General features: G+C 70.4%; 17 protein-coding genes. 11 read left to right on the top strand and 6 right to left on the bottom strand.

From position 1 onward, the window contains the following. Window positions 1-132: 132 nt before the first annotated feature. Genes GVY64_RS17380 through GVY64_RS17370 form a run of 3 tightly spaced genes read right to left on the bottom strand, consistent with a single transcriptional unit; the run spans window position 133 to window position 2,751 of the window. A complete protein-coding gene (locus GVY64_RS17380; RefSeq protein ID WP_159842604.1) occupies window positions 133-1,122 on the bottom strand; it encodes a hypothetical protein in 990 nt (329 codons plus the stop codon). Next, window positions 1,109-2,431, bottom strand: coding sequence for a hypothetical protein (locus tag GVY64_RS17375; protein ID WP_159842602.1), 1,323 nt, complete (start codon window positions 2,429-2,431; stop codon window positions 1,109-1,111). The genes GVY64_RS17380 and GVY64_RS17375 overlap by 14 nt, the downstream gene beginning before the upstream one ends. Beyond that, a complete protein-coding gene (locus GVY64_RS17370; RefSeq protein ID WP_159842600.1) occupies window positions 2,428-2,751 on the bottom strand; it encodes a hypothetical protein in 324 nt (107 codons plus the stop codon). Before GVY64_RS17370 ends, GVY64_RS17375 begins: the two co-directional genes overlap by 4 nt. 405 nt (window positions 2,752-3,156) lie before the next feature. Here GVY64_RS17370 and GVY64_RS17365 point away from each other — a divergent pair, with 405 nt between their 5' ends. The 4 genes from GVY64_RS17365 to GVY64_RS17350 all read left to right on the top strand — a co-directional run bounded on the left by GVY64_RS17365 (window position 3,157) and on the right by GVY64_RS17350 (window position 7,552). Then, entirely contained in the window at window positions 3,157-4,236 is a 1,080-nt protein-coding gene (locus GVY64_RS17365) for a sugar ABC transporter substrate-binding protein (protein ID WP_159842598.1), read from the top strand. Between the two features lie 72 nt (window positions 4,237-4,308). Further along, complete coding sequence (locus GVY64_RS17360) at window positions 4,309-5,082, top strand: ATP-binding cassette domain-containing protein (protein ID WP_159842596.1); 774 nt, start codon at window positions 4,309-4,311, stop codon at window positions 5,080-5,082. Further along, window positions 5,079-6,314 (top strand): sugar ABC transporter permease, encoded by a 1,236-nt coding sequence (locus GVY64_RS17355; RefSeq protein ID WP_159842594.1) that lies wholly within the window; start codon window positions 5,079-5,081, stop codon window positions 6,312-6,314. The genes GVY64_RS17360 and GVY64_RS17355 overlap by 4 nt, the downstream gene beginning before the upstream one ends. Before the next feature lie 29 nt (window positions 6,315-6,343). Next, a complete protein-coding gene (locus GVY64_RS17350) occupies window positions 6,344-7,552 on the top strand; it encodes an ROK family transcriptional regulator (protein ID WP_159842592.1) in 1,209 nt (402 codons plus the stop codon). A gap of 84 nt (window positions 7,553-7,636) precedes the next feature. On the opposite strand, the gene GVY64_RS17345 is transcribed toward GVY64_RS17350, so the two are convergent. After that, window positions 7,637-8,884, bottom strand: a complete 1,248-nt coding sequence (locus GVY64_RS17345) for a phthiocerol/phthiodiolone dimycocerosyl transferase family protein (RefSeq protein WP_159842590.1) — start codon at window positions 8,882-8,884, stop codon at window positions 7,637-7,639. A gap of 227 nt (window positions 8,885-9,111) precedes the next feature. Here GVY64_RS17345 and GVY64_RS17340 point away from each other — a divergent pair, with 227 nt between their 5' ends. The 7 genes from GVY64_RS17340 (at window position 9,112) to GVY64_RS17310 (ending at window position 14,382) form a co-directional block, all read left to right on the top strand. Then, on the top strand, window positions 9,112-9,798 hold the full coding sequence (locus GVY64_RS17340) for a crotonase/enoyl-CoA hydratase family protein (RefSeq protein ID WP_159842588.1): 687 nt from the start codon (window positions 9,112-9,114) through the stop codon (window positions 9,796-9,798). A gap of 6 nt (window positions 9,799-9,804) precedes the next feature. Continuing rightward, on the top strand, window positions 9,805-10,386 hold the full coding sequence (locus GVY64_RS17335; protein WP_159842586.1) for a TetR/AcrR family transcriptional regulator: 582 nt from the start codon (window positions 9,805-9,807) through the stop codon (window positions 10,384-10,386). 86 nt (window positions 10,387-10,472) lie between these two features. Continuing rightward, window positions 10,473-11,825 (top strand): flavin monoamine oxidase family protein, encoded by a 1,353-nt coding sequence (locus GVY64_RS17330; protein WP_159842584.1) that lies wholly within the window; start codon window positions 10,473-10,475, stop codon window positions 11,823-11,825. Window positions 11,826-11,883: 58 nt separating this feature from the next. After that, window positions 11,884-12,333 carry a universal stress protein gene (locus GVY64_RS17325; RefSeq protein ID WP_159842582.1) on the top strand — a complete coding sequence of 150 codons (450 nt, stop codon included), beginning with the start codon at window positions 11,884-11,886 and terminating at the stop codon, window positions 12,331-12,333. 59 nt (window positions 12,334-12,392) lie between these two features. Then, window positions 12,393-12,875, top strand: coding sequence for a fluoride efflux transporter FluC (locus tag GVY64_RS17320; protein WP_236566898.1), 483 nt, complete (start codon window positions 12,393-12,395; stop codon window positions 12,873-12,875). After that, window positions 12,872-13,240, top strand: a complete 369-nt coding sequence (crcB, locus tag GVY64_RS17315; protein ID WP_159842580.1) for a fluoride efflux transporter CrcB — start codon at window positions 12,872-12,874, stop codon at window positions 13,238-13,240. Before GVY64_RS17320 ends, crcB begins: the two co-directional genes overlap by 4 nt. 134 nt (window positions 13,241-13,374) lie before the next feature. Then, window positions 13,375-14,382 carry a cation diffusion facilitator family transporter gene (locus tag GVY64_RS17310; protein WP_201298046.1) on the top strand — a complete coding sequence of 336 codons (1,008 nt, stop codon included), beginning with the start codon at window positions 13,375-13,377 and terminating at the stop codon, window positions 14,380-14,382. A 1-nt stretch (window position 14,383) separates the two neighbouring features. Here GVY64_RS17310 and GVY64_RS17305 read toward each other — a convergent pair whose 3' ends face one another. Beyond that, window positions 14,384-15,193 carry a class I SAM-dependent methyltransferase gene (locus GVY64_RS17305; RefSeq protein ID WP_159842576.1) on the bottom strand — a complete coding sequence of 270 codons (810 nt, stop codon included), beginning with the start codon at window positions 15,191-15,193 and terminating at the stop codon, window positions 14,384-14,386. An 86-nt stretch (window positions 15,194-15,279) separates the two neighbouring features. Further along, the gene (locus GVY64_RS17300; protein ID WP_159842574.1) at window positions 15,280-16,698 is read right to left on the bottom strand and encodes an amidase; all 1,419 of its coding nucleotides are present in this window, start codon (window positions 16,696-16,698) and stop codon (window positions 15,280-15,282) included. Between the last annotated feature and the right edge of the window lie 7 nt (window positions 16,699-16,705).

Raw genomic sequence — 16,705 nt, 5'->3', positions numbered from 1 at the left:
CCAGCGCACTGGCGCCGCATACGCCGGTTGAGTGGAGAGGAAAAGCACGGTGAGCCCCGCCAGGACGGTGGCGGTGGCGGTGGCGAAGGTTATCCGGATCAGACGACTCGACGGTCGGACCTTTCGCGGAACTCAGCCTGCCGTGATTCCGGTGATCAGCGTTTGATCCGTACCGGTCCGTGTGGTGATGAACTGGGTGAAAGTGTTCGACTCTTCGCCGGGGAACTGCTGCGTCAAACGAACTTCCCACCGCGCCTGACCGTCGGGGCCGTCTCCGGCCCGGGAGATCTGCACACAGTAACGGGTGCCCACCGGCACCTGGTTGATGCCGCGCTGGATCTGATCGGCGGGCGATACCGCCGCGTCGGGAGCCACCACCGCGCGGGCCCGGTATCCGGACCGTTCGGCGTAGTAGGCGTATTCGAAGGCGAAGATGGCGTCGGGGCCGTTGCCGGTGCCGCCCGGGTCCGTGCCGGAAACGACGTCGGCGGTGCGCTTCTGCTCGCATCCCGGCGTGGCGATTGCCCATGGGGGCTTGACCCGTGAGGTGGATGGCGCGGTGCTCGGCGGGGGTGCGGCCGCGCGGGGCGAGGTCGCCGCCGATTTGCGCGAATTCGCGTCGGAACCGTAGATCATGGCCAGCCCGATCGAGACGGTGGCGACCACGATGCCCAGCACGACCAAGACGGTCAGGGTGCGATTGCTTCGCTGTTGCTCGGTGCGGCGCGGACGGCGCACCGGGGTGCCGGGCTGGATACCGGATCGGTTGACGATGGCGGGCGCGGTGCCGCGGTTGTCCTCGGCCTGGACCGGCTCCGGCTCTGCGGGCGCGCTGCGCTGCGGCGCGGCCACCGGTTGCGGCGGTCGCGCCGCCGGTGGTGCGGGTTCGAGCCATTGCTCCCACTCGCCGAGTCGCGGCCGGACCGTTTGCCGCTCCTGCGGGCGCGGTGGCTGCGCGGCCTCGTACTCCGGCTCGCGACGGCGAATCTGCTTGCGCCGGCCGGGCGACCGGCGACGCTTCGTCGGTTTGCTCGCGGGAATGCGCAGCATCGGCAGACCCGTGTCGAACGGATTGCTCTGGCCTGCGCCCTGACTGGGATGCTCCCGGTCAGGGGGCGTCATCGTCGAATTCGCCCAGCACCGGTACGACCGCGGTCACCGCGGACGGGATGGTCACGCCGAGCTGTCCGTCGCGCGGCTTGTGCTCCTGGTCCGCACCGCCCGGCGGCGGGGCGGGCGGCACCACCATGCCACCGGTGGGGCCGGGATGCGCGGGGTGGTCGGGACTGCTCGCGGGGGCCGGCGGCGTGCTGTCGACACCGGGTGGCGTCACCGCGGGTGCGGGCCTGCTCTCCGGCCTCGGTACGTCCGCCCGCGCGGCCGGTGCCGAGTTGCCGGGCGGGATCACCGAACCGGGCCCCGTGGTCGACGGCTTGTGGTCCTGGGACCCGCCGAAGTCGAACAACTTCGAGGAATTCTTCGAGTCGTCGCCGTTCGTGCCGGAGTTGGTGGTGGAGCCCGGGTTGAGCAGTTCCGGGATCGCCTTGTCCGCGGCCGCCGCGACGGTGTCGATGCCGTGGATGCCGACTTCGGCGATCTTGTCGATGATGTGCGTGCCGATGTCGACGCCCGCGTTGATGGCCGTGGTGCCGAGGTCCACGCCCGCGGAGATGAGCGCCTGCTGCAACTGGAGCTGCGCGGCCAAAGCCGGGTCCATGGGTTGCGTGGTCGCGGGCGCCGTGGCGCCGGGCACGGTGGTGGTGCCGGGCCCGACCTGCCCGGTGCCACCCTGCGCGGTGGCCTGGCCTTGGCTGACGCCGGACGGCGCGGTGACCGTGAGCGGCCCCATCTCGTCGAGTCGCCTGGTGTGATCGTCCATTTCGGTGCGCGCGGCCGTCACGGTGGTGAGCGCGTCGCGCAGCGCCAGGGTGGCGCGCGCGATGACGGCGTCGGTCTCCGGCGCCGAGGTCGCGTTGTCCAGGATCTCCCGCGCGTCGCGCCGGAAGTCGGCGATGATCTGGTCGACGCGCCGAGCCGCCCGCCCGGACGTGGCGTGCGCGTCGGCGAGCACGGACAGATACGCAGGCCCTCGATCGGAGATGTCGCCGATCTGGGTCTGCGTCGTGCGCAGCGCGGGAACGGCGCTGTCGGCGGCCCGGGAACTCCAGCTCGACTCCAACGCGTGCAGGCCTTCGCGGTGCGGGCCTTCGGTGTCCGCCGCCTGGGTGGAGGCGGCCGAGAGCGCCCCGGTCGCCGCCGCGCTCGGCACGCCGACTCCGGTGCCGAGCGAGGAGCGCAGCGTCAGTAGCGGTTTGACCAGCGCGGCGATGATCGGCGGGTCGACGCCGGGCGCCGTGCTCGGCGGCCGGGTGGCCTCGGCGGCGGGCTGGGTGGCGTGCGCCCGTTTGCGCAGTCCCATCAGGCTTCTCATGCCAGTGCCTCCCCGGACCGGGTGATCGCGGCCGCCGTCGCGGCGTCGACGTCCTGCGCGTTCTCGCGGTAATCGCGCAGGACCCGGCCGTACGCGCCGACCAGCTGCCCGGCGGTCGACAACGCTTCCGCGTGTTCGGCGACGGCCGCGGAGAAGCGGGCCGCGAATTCCGCGCCGACGAGCCCGAGATCGGCGGCAAGCCGTTCCGGATCCACCGCGCCGGAGGCGACCGTGGCCGCCGACGCCAATTGTTTGGACACCGCGTCCGCGATCGCGGTGTAGGCGGCCACCGCCGCCGGGTCGAGCCTGAGCGTGTCCACTGTTCCCCTCCCGGATCCCAGTCTGTCGCTACCGCGCCATGATTCACCGCCAAGGGTACTGTGCCGGAGGGCCGCCATGCGCCCGATCGTGGGTGGTCTGTTCCGCGCGGATACCGCCATTCAGGGTTTCCGATCTCCGCCGCAGTGCGAAGTGCGTACCCGCCGCCTCCACCCGAGTTGTGCCGGGCGCGGGCCGACGGCCCTGTTCACCAGCCCTCCCGAGCCGCTTACCGGTCCGGCCGCGATGGTGGCCCTGCGAGCCACGCTGGCGTGTCGAGATTGTTATTCGGAACAACAAATTAGCTGTTGTGCCCTGCGTCACAGTCCCATATGTTGCTGTGAACAACATTCGTTCCACTCCGACCGGCCGGGACAACGTCCCGGCCGGTGATGAAAGGCCCACTCATGCGTAAGGGCATGTTCAGCGCCGCCGCGCTGTCGTTCGCGCTGCTGACCGCCACGCTCACCGCGTGCGGCGACGATTCCGCGGACGCCGGCGGCAGAACCCGGATCGGCGTGATCCTCCCGGACAGCAAGACATCCGCGCGCTGGGAGACGGCGGATCGCAAGTACCTGCAGCAGGCGTTCGAGACAGCGGGCGTCAAGGTCGATATCCAGAACGCCCAAGGCGACAAGAACGCCTTCCAGACCATCGCCGACCAGATGATCACCAACGGCGCCACGGTGCTGGTGATGACCAACCTGGACAGCGGCACCGGCAAAGCGGTGATCCAGAAGGCGAAGTCGCAGGGCGTCACCGTGATCGACTACGACCGGCTCACCCTCGGCGGCGGCGCGCAGTATTACGTCTCCTTCGACAACGTGAAGGTCGGCAGTCTGCTCGGCGCGGGTGTCGCGCAGTGCCTGACCGATCGCAACGCGGTACGGCCGGTGGTCGCGTACCTGAACGGCGGACCGACCGACAACAACGCGACTCTGCTGAAGACCGGCTACGACGGGGTGCTGAAGCCGCGGTTCGACGCGGGTCAGTACGTCAAGGGGCCCGATCAGGCCGTTCCGGAGTGGGACAACACCAAGGCGGGCACCATCTTCGAGCAGATGCTCACCGGCAGGCCGGACATCGGAGGCGTCGTCGCGGCCAACGACGGCTTGGCCAACGCCGCCATCGCGGTGCTGAAGAAGCAGAAGCTCAACGGTCAGGTGCCGGTCAGCGGACAGGACGCCACGGTCCAGGGCCTGCAGAACGTGCTGGCGGGTGACCAGTGCATGACCGTCTACAAGGCGATCCGGAAAGAGGCCGAGGCGACCGCGAAACTCGCGGTGGCGCTGGTGAAGGGGGAGCAGGGCGCGACCAACGGCGCGGTACGCGACCCGGAGTCGAACGCCGACGTGCCGTCGGTGCTGCTGGAGCCCAAGCCGATCTATCCGCGCGACGTCAAGGACGTGGTGGCCGACGGCTACGTCACCAAAGCCGAGTTGTGCACCGGTGAGTTCGCGAAACTCTGCGCGGACAACGGGATCTGATGTCGCCCGCCCCTTCCGCGGTTCGATGAGGGGATTGCGGAAGGGGCTCCATCCCTGCGGAGGAGCAAACCCATGTCCGAACTGCCGGTCATCGAATTACGCGGAGTGGAGAAGAGTTTCGGCCCCGTCCACGTCCTGCACGAAGTCGCTTTCAGCGCCTATCCCGGCGAGGTGACCGCCCTCGTCGGCGACAACGGCGCGGGCAAGTCCACGCTGATCAAATGCATCGGCGGCACCCACCCCATCGACGCGGGCGAGTTCCTCTTCGATGGCGTTCCGGTGCAGGTGCACAGCCCGCGCGACGCGGCCGCGCTCGGCATCGAGATCGTCTACCAGGATCTCGCGCTCTGCGACAACCTCGACATCGTCCAGAACATGTTCCTCGGCCGGGAACGCAGGCGCGGTCTCGTGCTCGACGAATACGCGATGGAGGAACTCGCCGGAAAAACGCTGGCGAGCCTGTCGGTGCGCACCGTCAAGTCGGTGCGGCAGCAGGTCGCCAGCCTGTCCGGCGGACAGCGCCAGACGGTGGCCATCGCGAAAGCCGTGCTGTGGAACAGCAAGGTGGTGATTCTGGACGAGCCGACGGCCGCTCTGGGCGTCGCGCAGACCCAACAGGTGCTCGAGCTGGTCCGCAGGCTCGCCGACCAAGGCCTCGCGGTGGTGCTGATCTCGCACAACATGAACGACGTCTTCGCGGTGTCCGACCGGATCGCCGCGCTATACCTCGGCCGGATGGCCGCCCAGGTACGGACCTCCGACGTGACGCACGCGCAGGTCGTCGAATTGATCACGGCAGGCCGCAGCGGTGCGCTCGGCCTCGAGGCGAGCGGAGCGACCCGATGACCGCGGTGACCACCGAGCGGCGACCGGCGGCGCCGGTGACCGACCTGATGAGCGGCTACGTCGGCCGGGTGCGCGGCGGCGACATGGGGGCGTTGCCCTCGGTGATCGCGCTCGTCGTCCTCTCGGCCGTCTTCTGGGCGGCGCGCCCGGTCTTCATGTCCGAGGCGAACTTCGCCAATCTGTTTACGCAGGGCGCGGCCATCGCGGTGATCGCGATGGGGCTGATCTTCGTGCTGCTGCTCGGCGAGATCGACCTGTCGGCCGGATTCACCAGCGGGGTCTGCGCCGCCGTGCTCGCCGTGCTGCTCACCGACGAAGGGTGGCCCTGGTACGCGGCGGTGCTGGTCTCGCTGCTCACCGGCGTGGTGATCGGACTCGCGATCGGCACGGTCGTGGTGAAGATCGGAATACCGTCGTTCGTGGTGACGCTGGCGGCTTTTCTCGCGCTGCAAGGCGTGGCGTTGAAGATCATGGACAACGGCCGCAACATCGCCATCCGCGATGAGACGATCGTCGCGATCGCGAACAAGAACGTGCCGCCGCCGATCGGCTGGGCGCTGTACGCGCTTCTGGTCGCCGGTTTCGCATTGATCCAGTACCGGAAGTGGCGGGCGCGCACGAAACTCGGGCTCACCGGCACGACGGCGCGGGCGGTGGCACTACGAGTCGTGCTACTGGCCGTCGTGGCGGGCGCGGCGGTGCTGGTGCTCAACGGCGAGCGCAGCCGCAATCCCGCGGTGCACTCGCTGGCGGGGATGCCCATCGTCGTGCCGCTGATCGTTGCGCTGTTGCTGCTGTGGACCTTCGTGCTGGACCGCACCGTGTTCGGCAGGCACATCTACGCCGTGGGCGGCAACGCCGAGGCCGCCCGGCGCGCGGGCATCGCGGTGGATCGCGTGAAGATCACCGCATTCGTGCTGTGTTCCACGATGGCGGCGGTCGGCGGGCTCATCGCGGCCTCGCGCGCGAACTCCGTCGATCCGAACACCGGCGGGAGTGACGTGCTGTTGACGGCGGTCGGCGCGGCGGTGATCGGCGGCACCAGTCTGTTCGGCGGTCGCGGACGGATGCTGGACGCGGTGCTCGGCGCCGCGGTGGTCGCGGTGATCAACAACGGGATGGGGCTGATGGGCTACAGCGCGGGCACGAAATTCGTTGTGACAGGATTCGTGCTGCTCTTGGCGGCCGGAGTGGATGCCATGTCCCGTAAGCGAGCGCTCCTGCAACGATGAATCCCAGCCCCGTGACGAAAGCCCGGTGAATGCGAGCAGCACCTTCGCCCGAGGAGATCCGCACGCGCAACCTCGCCGCGCTGCTGCGGCACGTGCACCGTGACGGGGCGGTGTCACGTGCCGCGCTCGCCGAGCGAATGGGATTGAACCGCAGCACGATTCTGGCGCTCACCACCGACCTTGCCGCGGCGGGCCTGGTGAGCGAGGAATTGCCCGGCCAGACCGGACGGGCGGGCAGACCGTCGCTGGTGGTGCGTCCGCGCGCCGACCGGGTCTACGTCGTCGCGCTGGACGTCGGGGCGGATCGTCTGGCCGCCGCGCGGGTCGGGTTGGGCGGCGCGGTGCTCGATCGCACCGAGACCGCCCGGCCCGGCGGCGCGTTCGACCCGGACGACGTGACCGCCGCGCTGGCGGGAATGGCCAGGGCGATGATCGCCGCCGCCGCGCCGGACGCTCGATGCGTTGGCGTGGGTGTCGCGTTCTGCGGCATGGTCCGCGAGGAGGACGGCGTGGTGCGCTACGGGCCCAACCTCGGCTGGGTGGACGTCGCGTTCGGCGCCGAGCTGACCAGGGAACTCGATCTCGGGACGCGCGTCGCGGTCGGCAACAACGCCAATCTCGGCGCGCTGGCCGAACGCGAACGCGGCGCGGGCGTCGGCCTGGCGAACCTGATCTACCTGCACGGTGACGTCGGCATCGGCGGCGGCATCATCATGAACGGCGAGTTGCTCGGCGGGGAGGGCGGTTACGGCGGGGAAGTCGGGCACATGATCGTCCACCCGGGTGGGCGGCCCTGCGCCTGCGGATCCCGGGGCTGCCTGGAGGCCGAGGCGGGCGAGCTCGGATTGATCGCGGCGGCGGGGCGCTCCGATCCCGCCGGGCAGGCGGCGGTCGACGCGATAGTCGAGTCCGCCGCGCGCGGCGACGCCGTGGCCCGCGACGCGCTGCATCAAGTCGGCGAATGGCTCGGCTACGGCGTCGCCAATCTGGTGAACATCTTCAATCCGTCGATGGTGGTGTTCGGCGGCGTGCTGCGGGAGATCTATCTGGCGTCCGCCGCGCAGGTGCGCAGCCGCGTGGCCGTCAACGGTCTGCAAGCCGTTCGCGAACAGGTCCGGTTGCGCACCAGCGCGCTCGGCGGCGACGCGACCTTGATCGGCGCCGCGGAACTGGCTTTCACCGATGTGCTCACCGATCCGCTGCAGACGCTGACGCGCACGTCGGCGGCGCGCACATGACGGAAGCTCCGGCGAGTTCGCCGCGTCGTCATCGATGCGCGGATAGCCTGCTTGCCGCGGGGATTCGGTCCGGGGTCGCCGGGTTCAGGCCGCGCCCGCCGCGCCGAACTCCGACAGGTGAGCGGTGAGCAGCCGCACCCGCGCGCGCTGCTCCTCGGTGGTTTCCTCGGGATGGTGGATCTCGATGCTCAGCCGGTCGTCGAAGGTACTGACGATGATGGTGCCGCTGGGCTGCTGCAGCCGGTAGCCCGTCTTGTCCGGCTTGCCCAGCATGATCGAGCGGAAATCCGTGATGCGCAGCTCTTCCGGCACGCGGGGCCGGCGTACCCGTCCCCAGTTGGTGGCCAGCACGATGCCGGGCGCGCGCGGCGGAGGCCCCGCGGTGATCTCCGGGATCTGCAACGGGGTCTGCTGCACGAGGCCCGCGTCGAGTTCGGCGCGCAGCGTGTCGCTGACGCCGCGGGCCAGATCGATGAGCGTCGCGCCGGTCCGCGCCGTCGGAGCGAAATTCGCGAAGCCGAGTACGTTGGTGCCCTCGGTCATCCCGATCGGCGGCGTCACCCGGGTGCGCAGGTCGACCGAGTAGGTATAGAGCAGGTCGGTGAGCGGCAGACCGCGCAGCTCCGCCTCGGTGAGCAGGATCGCGGCGGAGGCGAGTCCGTTGATCGTGGTGTTCTCCCGGTGCCCGAGCTCGACGAGCGCGGCGGTCTGCGTCCGGGTGAGCCTGCAGCGCGCAGTGCGGGGCACGAGGTAATCGGGATCCTCCGGACCGCAGGAGGCCCGCGCGACGGGACGCGACGGCACGGCGGCTGTATCGAAATCGAACTTGCGAACGCCACGCTCGTGCAGCAGGTCTTCCACCGAGCGTGGGAAGCCCTGTGGTGGCAGGTCGGCCGGCTTGGACCGGACGAGGTCGGTGTAGCAGGACCACAGTTCTTCGAACACGGCCAGCGAATGATAGGCATCCGCGACACTGTGGTGGGTCACCAAGGTGACACCCGCCCTTCCGCCGTCCCGGACCACGCACAGCGCGGCGAGCGCGGTGCGCTGGTCCAGCCGGGCGCCGGTGAGCAGCTGTTCCGGATCACCGTCCGCGACCGTCATCTCGGGTGTGACGCCGGGGGTTTCGAGCAGGAGATGGCCGCCTTGCCCGTCCGGCTCCAGATGGGCGCCGAGGATCGGACGGGAGCAGGCCACGGCTTCGAACGCCGCCGATAGCGCGGCGAGATCCAACCGGCCCGCGACCCGAAGCGAATAGCCGACGAGCACTTCGCTGTTGGCGAACATCCCCTCGCTCGGCGCCAGCGGGCGGATGACGGTTGCTGCGGTCATGTCGCTTCCTTCACCTGAGCCTGTCCCCGAGGCTAGTCCGAAGCCCGGACGCGCCAGGCTTTTTCGGCAGCATCGTCTGCTTCTCGTATCGGGCGATCCGGTGCCGCTGTTTCGCATCGTTGCCACATCGACACCTGGCCCGCGACCGGTGCCGCGAGCGGCGGCCCAGCGTTAGCTGTCGCGCCGTTGGAGTGTTACTCTAGAGCCTTGCTCTAGAGGAGGCTGCGATGACCGAACTCGTCACCTATCGGCTCGACGGCGGGATCGCCACGATCACGCTGGACGACGGCAAGGCCAATGTCATGTCCGAGAACATGATCGGCGCCATCGCCGGTGCCCTGGACCGGGCCGAAGCCGACCGGGCGGTCGTCCTGTTGACCGGACGTTCGCGCATGTTCTCCGCCGGCTACGACCTGGCGACGTTCTCCCGTTCCCTCGACGACATCCGCCGCACGCTGCGGGCGGGCGGCGACCTGGTCCACCGGCTGCTCGGGTTCCCCTATCCCGTCGTGGCGGCCTGCCCCGGCCACGCCATCGCACAGGGCGCGTTCACGCTGCTGGCCGCGGACGTTCGCTTCGGCGTCACGGGTGATTTCAAGCTGGGCCTCAACGAGGTCGCGATCGGGCTCACCATTCCGCACTACGGTGTGGAGGTGGCGCGGCACCGGCTCACCGCGCCGGGCTTCGACCGGGCGGCGAACACCGGGATCCTGGTCGGGCCCGAGGAGGCAAGGGTATGGGGCTTTCTCGACGTGCTCGCCGCCGACGAGGACGATTTGCGCACGCGCGCGACGGCCGAAGCGCACCGGTTGACCGGGATCGACTTCGCCGCGCACGTCGGGACGAAACTGCGGGTGCGCGCTCAGGTGCTCGCCGCGGTCCGCTCGGGCATCGACGCCGAATTCGGCGCGTAGCCGGTCGTGCGCACCCGCGAGCGGATCCTGGCCGAAGCGACGCACCAGCTGCTGGCCAAGGGCTATCCGTCGTTCACGGTGGCCGGCGTGCGTGATCGGCTCGGCTTGTCCAGCGGCAGCATGTTCCACGCGTTCGGCTCGAAAGCCGAATTGGCCGCCGCGGTCTACGTTTCCGGGATGATCGACTACCAGCGGACGGTGCTGGCCCGCCTCGGCGCGCCAGGCGCCGGTCCCGAGCAGGCGATTCGCGCGATGCTGGCAGCCCATCTCGGCTGGGTGGAAGACCATCGCGACCTCGCCCGGTTCCTGTTCGCCACGCTGCCGGACGAGGTGGCGCGGGTCGCGGAGCCGGAACTGGCACAACCCAATCAAGCCTTCTTCGGGGCGCTGGAGTCCCGGTACCGGGAGCTGCTCGGCGCCGCGGACGTGGGCGGCGAAGGCTATCCGCTGGCCCACGCGATCTGTGTCGGACCGGCACAGGAGTACTGCAGGCAATGGGTGCGCGGACGGGTCACGGCGCCGCCGCGTTCGCTGACCGCCACCTTGCAGGAGGCCGCCGTCGCCGCCCTCGCCACCCTGCCGCGCTAGCACTGTCGTCTCCCACGCCGGTTGCGGATCGGCCCGGGGTGATCAACAGTGGTTGTCGAGTTACGGTGCGGCGACGGGAGGCCACCATGGACCGTACGGACGTCGTTGTCGTCGGTGCGGGATATGCCGGGCTGAGCGCCGCGCGGACGCTGCGAACGGCGGGCCGTGAGGTCGTCGTCCTGGAAGCGAGCGACCGGGTCGGCGGCCGCACCCTGACCGCCCGGGTCGGCGACGGCTGGGCCGTCGACCTCGGCGGACAGTGGATCTCGGGTGCGCACACGCGTTTCGCCGCGCTGGCCGAAGAGTACGGCGCGGCAACCTTCGCACCGCCCGAGGGGGTCGACCTGCTGGTCGAGGGAGTGGTCCGGCGGCCCTTTCACGGCGCCCGCCCGCCACTGCCGACGTTCGTCCTGCTCGTACTCGTCCAGGCGATGTGGCGACTGGAACGGATGGCCGCCCGCGTCGACCTCGCTCGCCCGTGGACCACGCCGGGCGCGGACCGTTTGGATGCCATGACCGCGGCGACCTGGTTGCGTCGCAACGTACCCGAGCGGCGCGCACGGAACCTGGCCGAAGTGATGATCGGCGAGGAACTGTGCGTCGACGTCGGCAGCATCTCGATGCTCGGCCTGCTGACCACGATCCGATCCGCGGGCGGCGTCGAGGCCGGGATCACCGCCGAGACGGTGACCCGCCTGTTCGTCGACGGCGCCGACGGGCCCGCGCTGGCCGTCGCCGCCGAACTGGGGGACGCGGTGCGCCTCGGTGGTCCGGTCACGGAGATCCGGCAGGGCGCGGACGGTGTGCGGGTGAGCGGGGCCGCCGGCGCCGTGCACGCGGGGCACGTGATCGTGGCGGTGCCGCCCACTCTCGCGGGACGCATCGCCTACGACCCGCCGTTGCCCGCCGCGCGCGACCAGTTGACCCAGCGCATGCCGATGGGCTCGGTTCTGAAGGCGTTCGCCGTCTACGAGCGGCCGTTCTGGCGCGACGACCTGCTTACCGGCCAGTCGCTCAACCTGCACGACCCGGTGCCCGTCACCTTCGACGCCACCCGCCCCGGCGGTCCCGGAGTGCTCGGCGCGCTGGTGCCCGGCCGGGCCGCGCAGCGCCTGGCCGCGCTTCCCCCGGCCGAGCGCCGCGCCATGATCGTCGGGTCGCTCGTCCGCGCCTTCGGGCACGTAGCCCGGGAGCCGGTCGAGTGGCACGAGAAGGTGTGGGCCGACGATCCCTACGCCCGCGGTGGCTACAACTCCTTCTTCCCACCGGGCGTCCTGACCACCCTCGGGTCGGCTCTGCGTCACCCGGTCGGCGCGATCCACTGGGCCGGAAGCGAAACCGCCACCGAGTGGTCGGGCTACATCGAGGGAGCGATCCGCTCGGGGGAGCGCGCCGCGGCGGAAGTTCTCGCGGCGGATCGCGCCGCGGCGCCCGTCTGATTGCCGAAGGTTTGCCATAACGTTGGCTCCGGCCCATCCGAGGGATCACAATGGAAAGGTGTTCCAGCGGATCGTGGTGGGCTACGACGACTCGCCCGGCGCCAAGGCCGCGTTGACGATGGCGCTCGACTTGGCGACGGTGCACCATGCCACGCTCACGGTCGTCGCGGTCGAAGAGTATCTGCCGCACTACGGTCCGGTGGTCGGCGAGATCGAGCAGGAACGCTCCATCGGGGAACAGGCCTGCCATCGATGGCTCACCACCGCCGCCGAGACCGCCGAACAGCGCGGCATCGCGGTGCGGGCCGAGATCCGCGCCGGTCAGGCCGCGCGCGAACTGGCCACCGCGGCCGCCGATCACCATGCCGACCTGCTCGTGCTCGGGCGCAGCGGGCATTCGGGCATCTGGGGCCGGTTCATCGGCAGCACCGCGGAGAAGGCCGCGCGGCACGTCGGCTGCTCGGTTCTGGTCGCGCACGACGGCGGCGGCGAGGCCGGGGACCGGTGAGCGCGGCGGCCTGGTGACCCGCCGGGAGGCCGTCGCGGACGGTTCGGTAAGAGTTCTGCGTGGCCGATGAACTGACCGAGGAGCCGACCGGCATCGCCGAACGCGCGCGACGTCGGGACTTCTGGCGTGCCGACGGCTCGGCCGTGGCGGTCGTGGCCCTCGGCGGGGCGCTCGGCGCGCTCGCGCGCTACGGTCTGGCCCAGGGACTGCCCGGCCGCCCCTGGCACTTCCCGCTCGCCACCTTCCTCACCAATGTCGCGGGGTGCTTCGCGATCGGCGTGCTCATGGTCGCGGTGACCGAGATCTGGGCTGTTCACCGGTTGCTGCGTCCCTTTCTCGGAGTCGGCGTCCTGGGCGGGTTCACCACCTTCTCGACCTACGCCAACGAAGTCCGTCAACTGCTGGCGCCGGGGACGATCGTCGTCGCGGCCGTCTATCTTGCGGGCACCTTGATCTGCGCTCTCTCGGCCACCTTCGCCGCCATGTGGCTCACCAGGGCGGGGTACGAACGCCTGCGACGCGCGCGAAAGGGGACGCGATGACCGTGCTGCTGGTCCTCGTCGGCGGGGCGATCGGCGCGCCGCTGCGGTATCTGCTCGACCGCGCGGTGCAGGACCGCCGCGACAGTCTGTTTCCGTGGGGCACCTTCTCGGTCAACGTGATCGGCTGCCTGGTGCTCGGCGCGCTGAGCGGCGCCGGGTCGGCGCTGTCGTCGCCGCTGTTCGCCATGCTCGGCACCGGATTCTGTGGGGCGCTGACCACCTACAGCACCTTCGGTTACGAAACCGTGCGGCTGGCCGAGCGCGGCGCCTACTTGTTCGCGGCGATGAACGTGGTCGGCAGTGTCGTCGCAGGGCTGATCGCCACCGTGTCGACCTATGCGGCGGTGCACGCCCTGGTCGGCTGACCCGGACGGCCGGATCGGTATGCGACGTGATCCAGCTCACTGCGCTGGTCTGTCGCGCGCTGCGAAGGGTGGGTTAAGCTGACGGAACAGATGCAGATATGCGCATACATTTGAGAATGGAAGGGGCAGGGCCGATGGCACACGAACACGGTCACGCGCACGGGCACGGGGTGTCCGGTGAGGCCGACCGCGGGTGGCTGACCATCGCGCTGGCCCTCATCGTCGGGTTCATGTCGATCGAGGTCGTGATCGGCGTGCTGGCCAACTCGCTGGCGCTGTTGTCAGACGCGGCGCACATGCTCACCGACGCCGCGTCCATTGTCCTGGCGCTCATCGCGATCCGGCTCGCGGCCCGCCCCGCGAACGGCAAGTACACCTACGGCTACAAGCGCGCCGAGATCCTCTCCGCGCAGGCCAACGGCGTCACGCTGCTCGTGCTCGCGGGCTGGCTCACCTACGAAGCCGTGCGCCGCCTGCTCGAGCCGCCGGAGGTCACCGGCGGCCTCGTGCTGGCCACCGCGCTGGCCGGTGTGGTGGTCAACATCGCGGCCACCTGGGCGATCAGCAAGGCCAACCGCTCCAGCCTCAACGTCGAAGGCGCGTTCCAGCACGTGCTCAACGACCTGTACGGATTCATCGCCACGGCGGTGGCCGGGCTCGTCGTGCTGACCACCGGCTTCGCCAGGGCCGACGCGATCGCCACGCTGATCGTCGTCGCGCTGATGGTCAAGGCGGGGCTCGGACTGGTGCGCGAATCGGGCCGGATCTTCCTGGAGGCGGCGCCCGCGGGTGTCGATCCGGACGCGCTCGGGCGCAGGCTGGTGGACATCGAGGGCGTCGACGAGGTGCACGACCTGCACATCTGGCAGATCACCTCCGGTGACATCGCCCTGTCGGCGCATGTGCTGGTCCGCGCGGGCGCGGACTGCCACGGACTGCGTCAGCGGATCGAGCACCTGCTCGATCACGACTACGGCATCACCCACACCACTTTGCAGGTCGATCACACCCATGCCGTCGCCTCCTCGGCTGCGGCGGATGCGCGGCGCCTGCTGCCGATGCTGGAGGACCACTGCGACGACGCCCACGGCCCGGTGCACCGCGACCGCCCGTCGCCCGCCGCGAATACCGCGGCGCGCTGACCTACCGGGCGCCACGCGCGTGGACGATGCCGGGCGGGATGTCGCGCAGCACCGGAAGGCGCTCGAACAGGGGAAGGCTCACCGCGAGCGGACCCCGGGACGGGCTGAAGGACGACACCGTCACCTCCGCCACCCGCGGGCTCCATGAACGCAGCAATCGTGCCGCGTGGCTGCGTTCGACCCCCCACGGCATCGGCGGCGCGGTGTAGTGCGGTGTCTTGGCGAAGCCCCGCATCGTCTTTCGGGAGAACCACGGCGGGATGATGTCGAACATGAGCTCCACTCCGGGCAGCCGCTCGAAGATCGTGGCGCACAGGCGCCGCACCTCGTGGGGCTCGAAGTACATGAAAAGGCCTTGCGCCGTGACGAAGACACCACGTTCGGCGTCGACCTCGTCCAGCCATGCCGTGTCGAGCGCGCTGATCGGTAGATGCCGGCAGCGCTCGCTCGGCGGCAGGAACCGTTCGCGCACGGCGATGCCCTCGGGCACGTCCACGCACAGCCACCGCACGCGCCCGTCGTCGCACCGTTGGAACTGGGTCTCCAACCCGGCGGCGAGTTCGACGACGGTGCCGCCCGGATGCGCCGCCAGCCAGGGCCGCACCGCCTGGTCGAAACGCAGGGACCGCACCGCGTGGGTACCGTCGGGAGCGCCGAACGCGCGCTCGTAGTCGTAGTCGAGCGCGTCGAAGATGCGGACGCAGTCCGGGTCGCGCAGGATGCCGTCCGCGCGTTTCGCTTCCGCGGCCCGGTTGTAGAGCGTCCACAGCATGGTCTCCGGGACTCCGGTCAATTCGACGCGCGTGCCCATGGTTTGGTCCTCTCCGGCCCGCGGCCGTGTCCACCCCGATCCTTGCGCTGAGCGAACTTAGCCTACCCTGATTCGGGGAGTGTGGGTCAGCGGTCGACGCGGGGGAAGGGCCGCTCGGACTCGACCAGATAGGCCAGCTCCAGCAGGGTGCGCTCGCTGCCGCGGGTGGCGGCGAACTGCACCCCGATGGGCAGCCCGGCGTCGGTCAGACCCGCCGGCACGGTGATGGCCGGCGTCCCGGTGATGTTGTTGATCGGTGTGAAGCAGACATAGGCGCGCAACCGGTCGAGGAGCTCGTCGAACGGCACGGTCGGGCTGAGATGGCCGAGCGGCGGCGTGGTGTGACCGAGCGTGGGGAGCAGCGCCGCGTCGTAGGGCCCGAGCGCCTGTTCATAGGTGGCCGCCGCCGCACGCAGCCGGTAGAGCGTGAGCGGTGCGTGCAAAGCCCGGCGCAGGAAGAACGCACGAAGGCCCGCGGTGAGGTCGTCCACGCGGCGCGCGTCGAACCGACGGTCGAGAAACCGTCCGGTAGTGGTGATCGCGGCCGCGAGCAGTCCCCAATAGTGCAGGAAGGCGCTCTCGATCGTGGCGTCGAACGGCAACGGCACCGGCTCGACCGAATGACCGCAGGCCTCGAGCGTGCGGGCGACGCGTTCGACGGCATCCCGGGTCGGACCGGCGGGCACCGGCCCCGCGAGATTGTCGAGCACGAGGGCGATCCGCATGCGCCGGCTGGGTGGACCGTCGACGCGGCCGACCGGCGGCAGCGCCGGATTGCGCCGATAGCGTTCGGCCGCCGCGGTATACGCCGCCGTGTCCCGCACCGTCCTGGTCAGCACGCCTTCGCTGACGATGTCGACCGGCAGCGACCGCGCCAGTCCGGACACCACGTGCCGTCCCCGCGTCGGCTTCAAGCCGACCAGTCCGGCGCACGCCGCCGGGATCCGGATCGATCCGCCGCCGTCGTTGCCGTGCGCGATCGGGACGACACCCGCCGCCACCAGCGCCGCGGCTCCGCCCGACGAACCGCCCACGGAATACCCGGTATGCCACGGATTGCGGGTGGGCGCGAGGTGCGGCGTCTCGCTGGTGGCGTTGAAGCCGAATTCCGGCATGGCGCTCTTGCCGAGGACGGTGAGACCGGTGCTGAGGAACTGCCGGGTGTAGCCGCTGTGCGCGCGAGCGGGCCGCGCGCGGAACGCGGCCGTGCCCTGATTCGTCGGCATGCCCGCCACGTCCGTGTTGTCCTTCACGAAACTGGGCACGCCGTAGAAGGCGCCGGCCCGTTCGGTGGGCAGCAGCGGTTCGGCATAGCTGCGGTAGGCGACGGCCGCCAGCTCCTCGACCCGCTCGGCCCGCGCCACCGCGGCGGCGGCGAGTTCCTCTGGCGTGACCGCACCGTCGCGCACCAGCGTGGCCAGGGCGACGGCGTCGTGATCACCGAGCACGTCGTCGCCGAAGGCGTGGACGCGCGTGGGTAGCGGAATATGAGCGTCGGCGGTCATGCCCCGA

The organism is Nocardia sp. CY41 (genome assembly GCF_009829325.1).
Taxonomy (GTDB): domain Bacteria; phylum Actinomycetota; class Actinomycetes; order Mycobacteriales; family Mycobacteriaceae; genus Nocardia.
The sequence above is the reverse complement of the archived record's forward strand: the minus strand, read 5'-3'. Positions and strand labels throughout refer to the sequence as shown.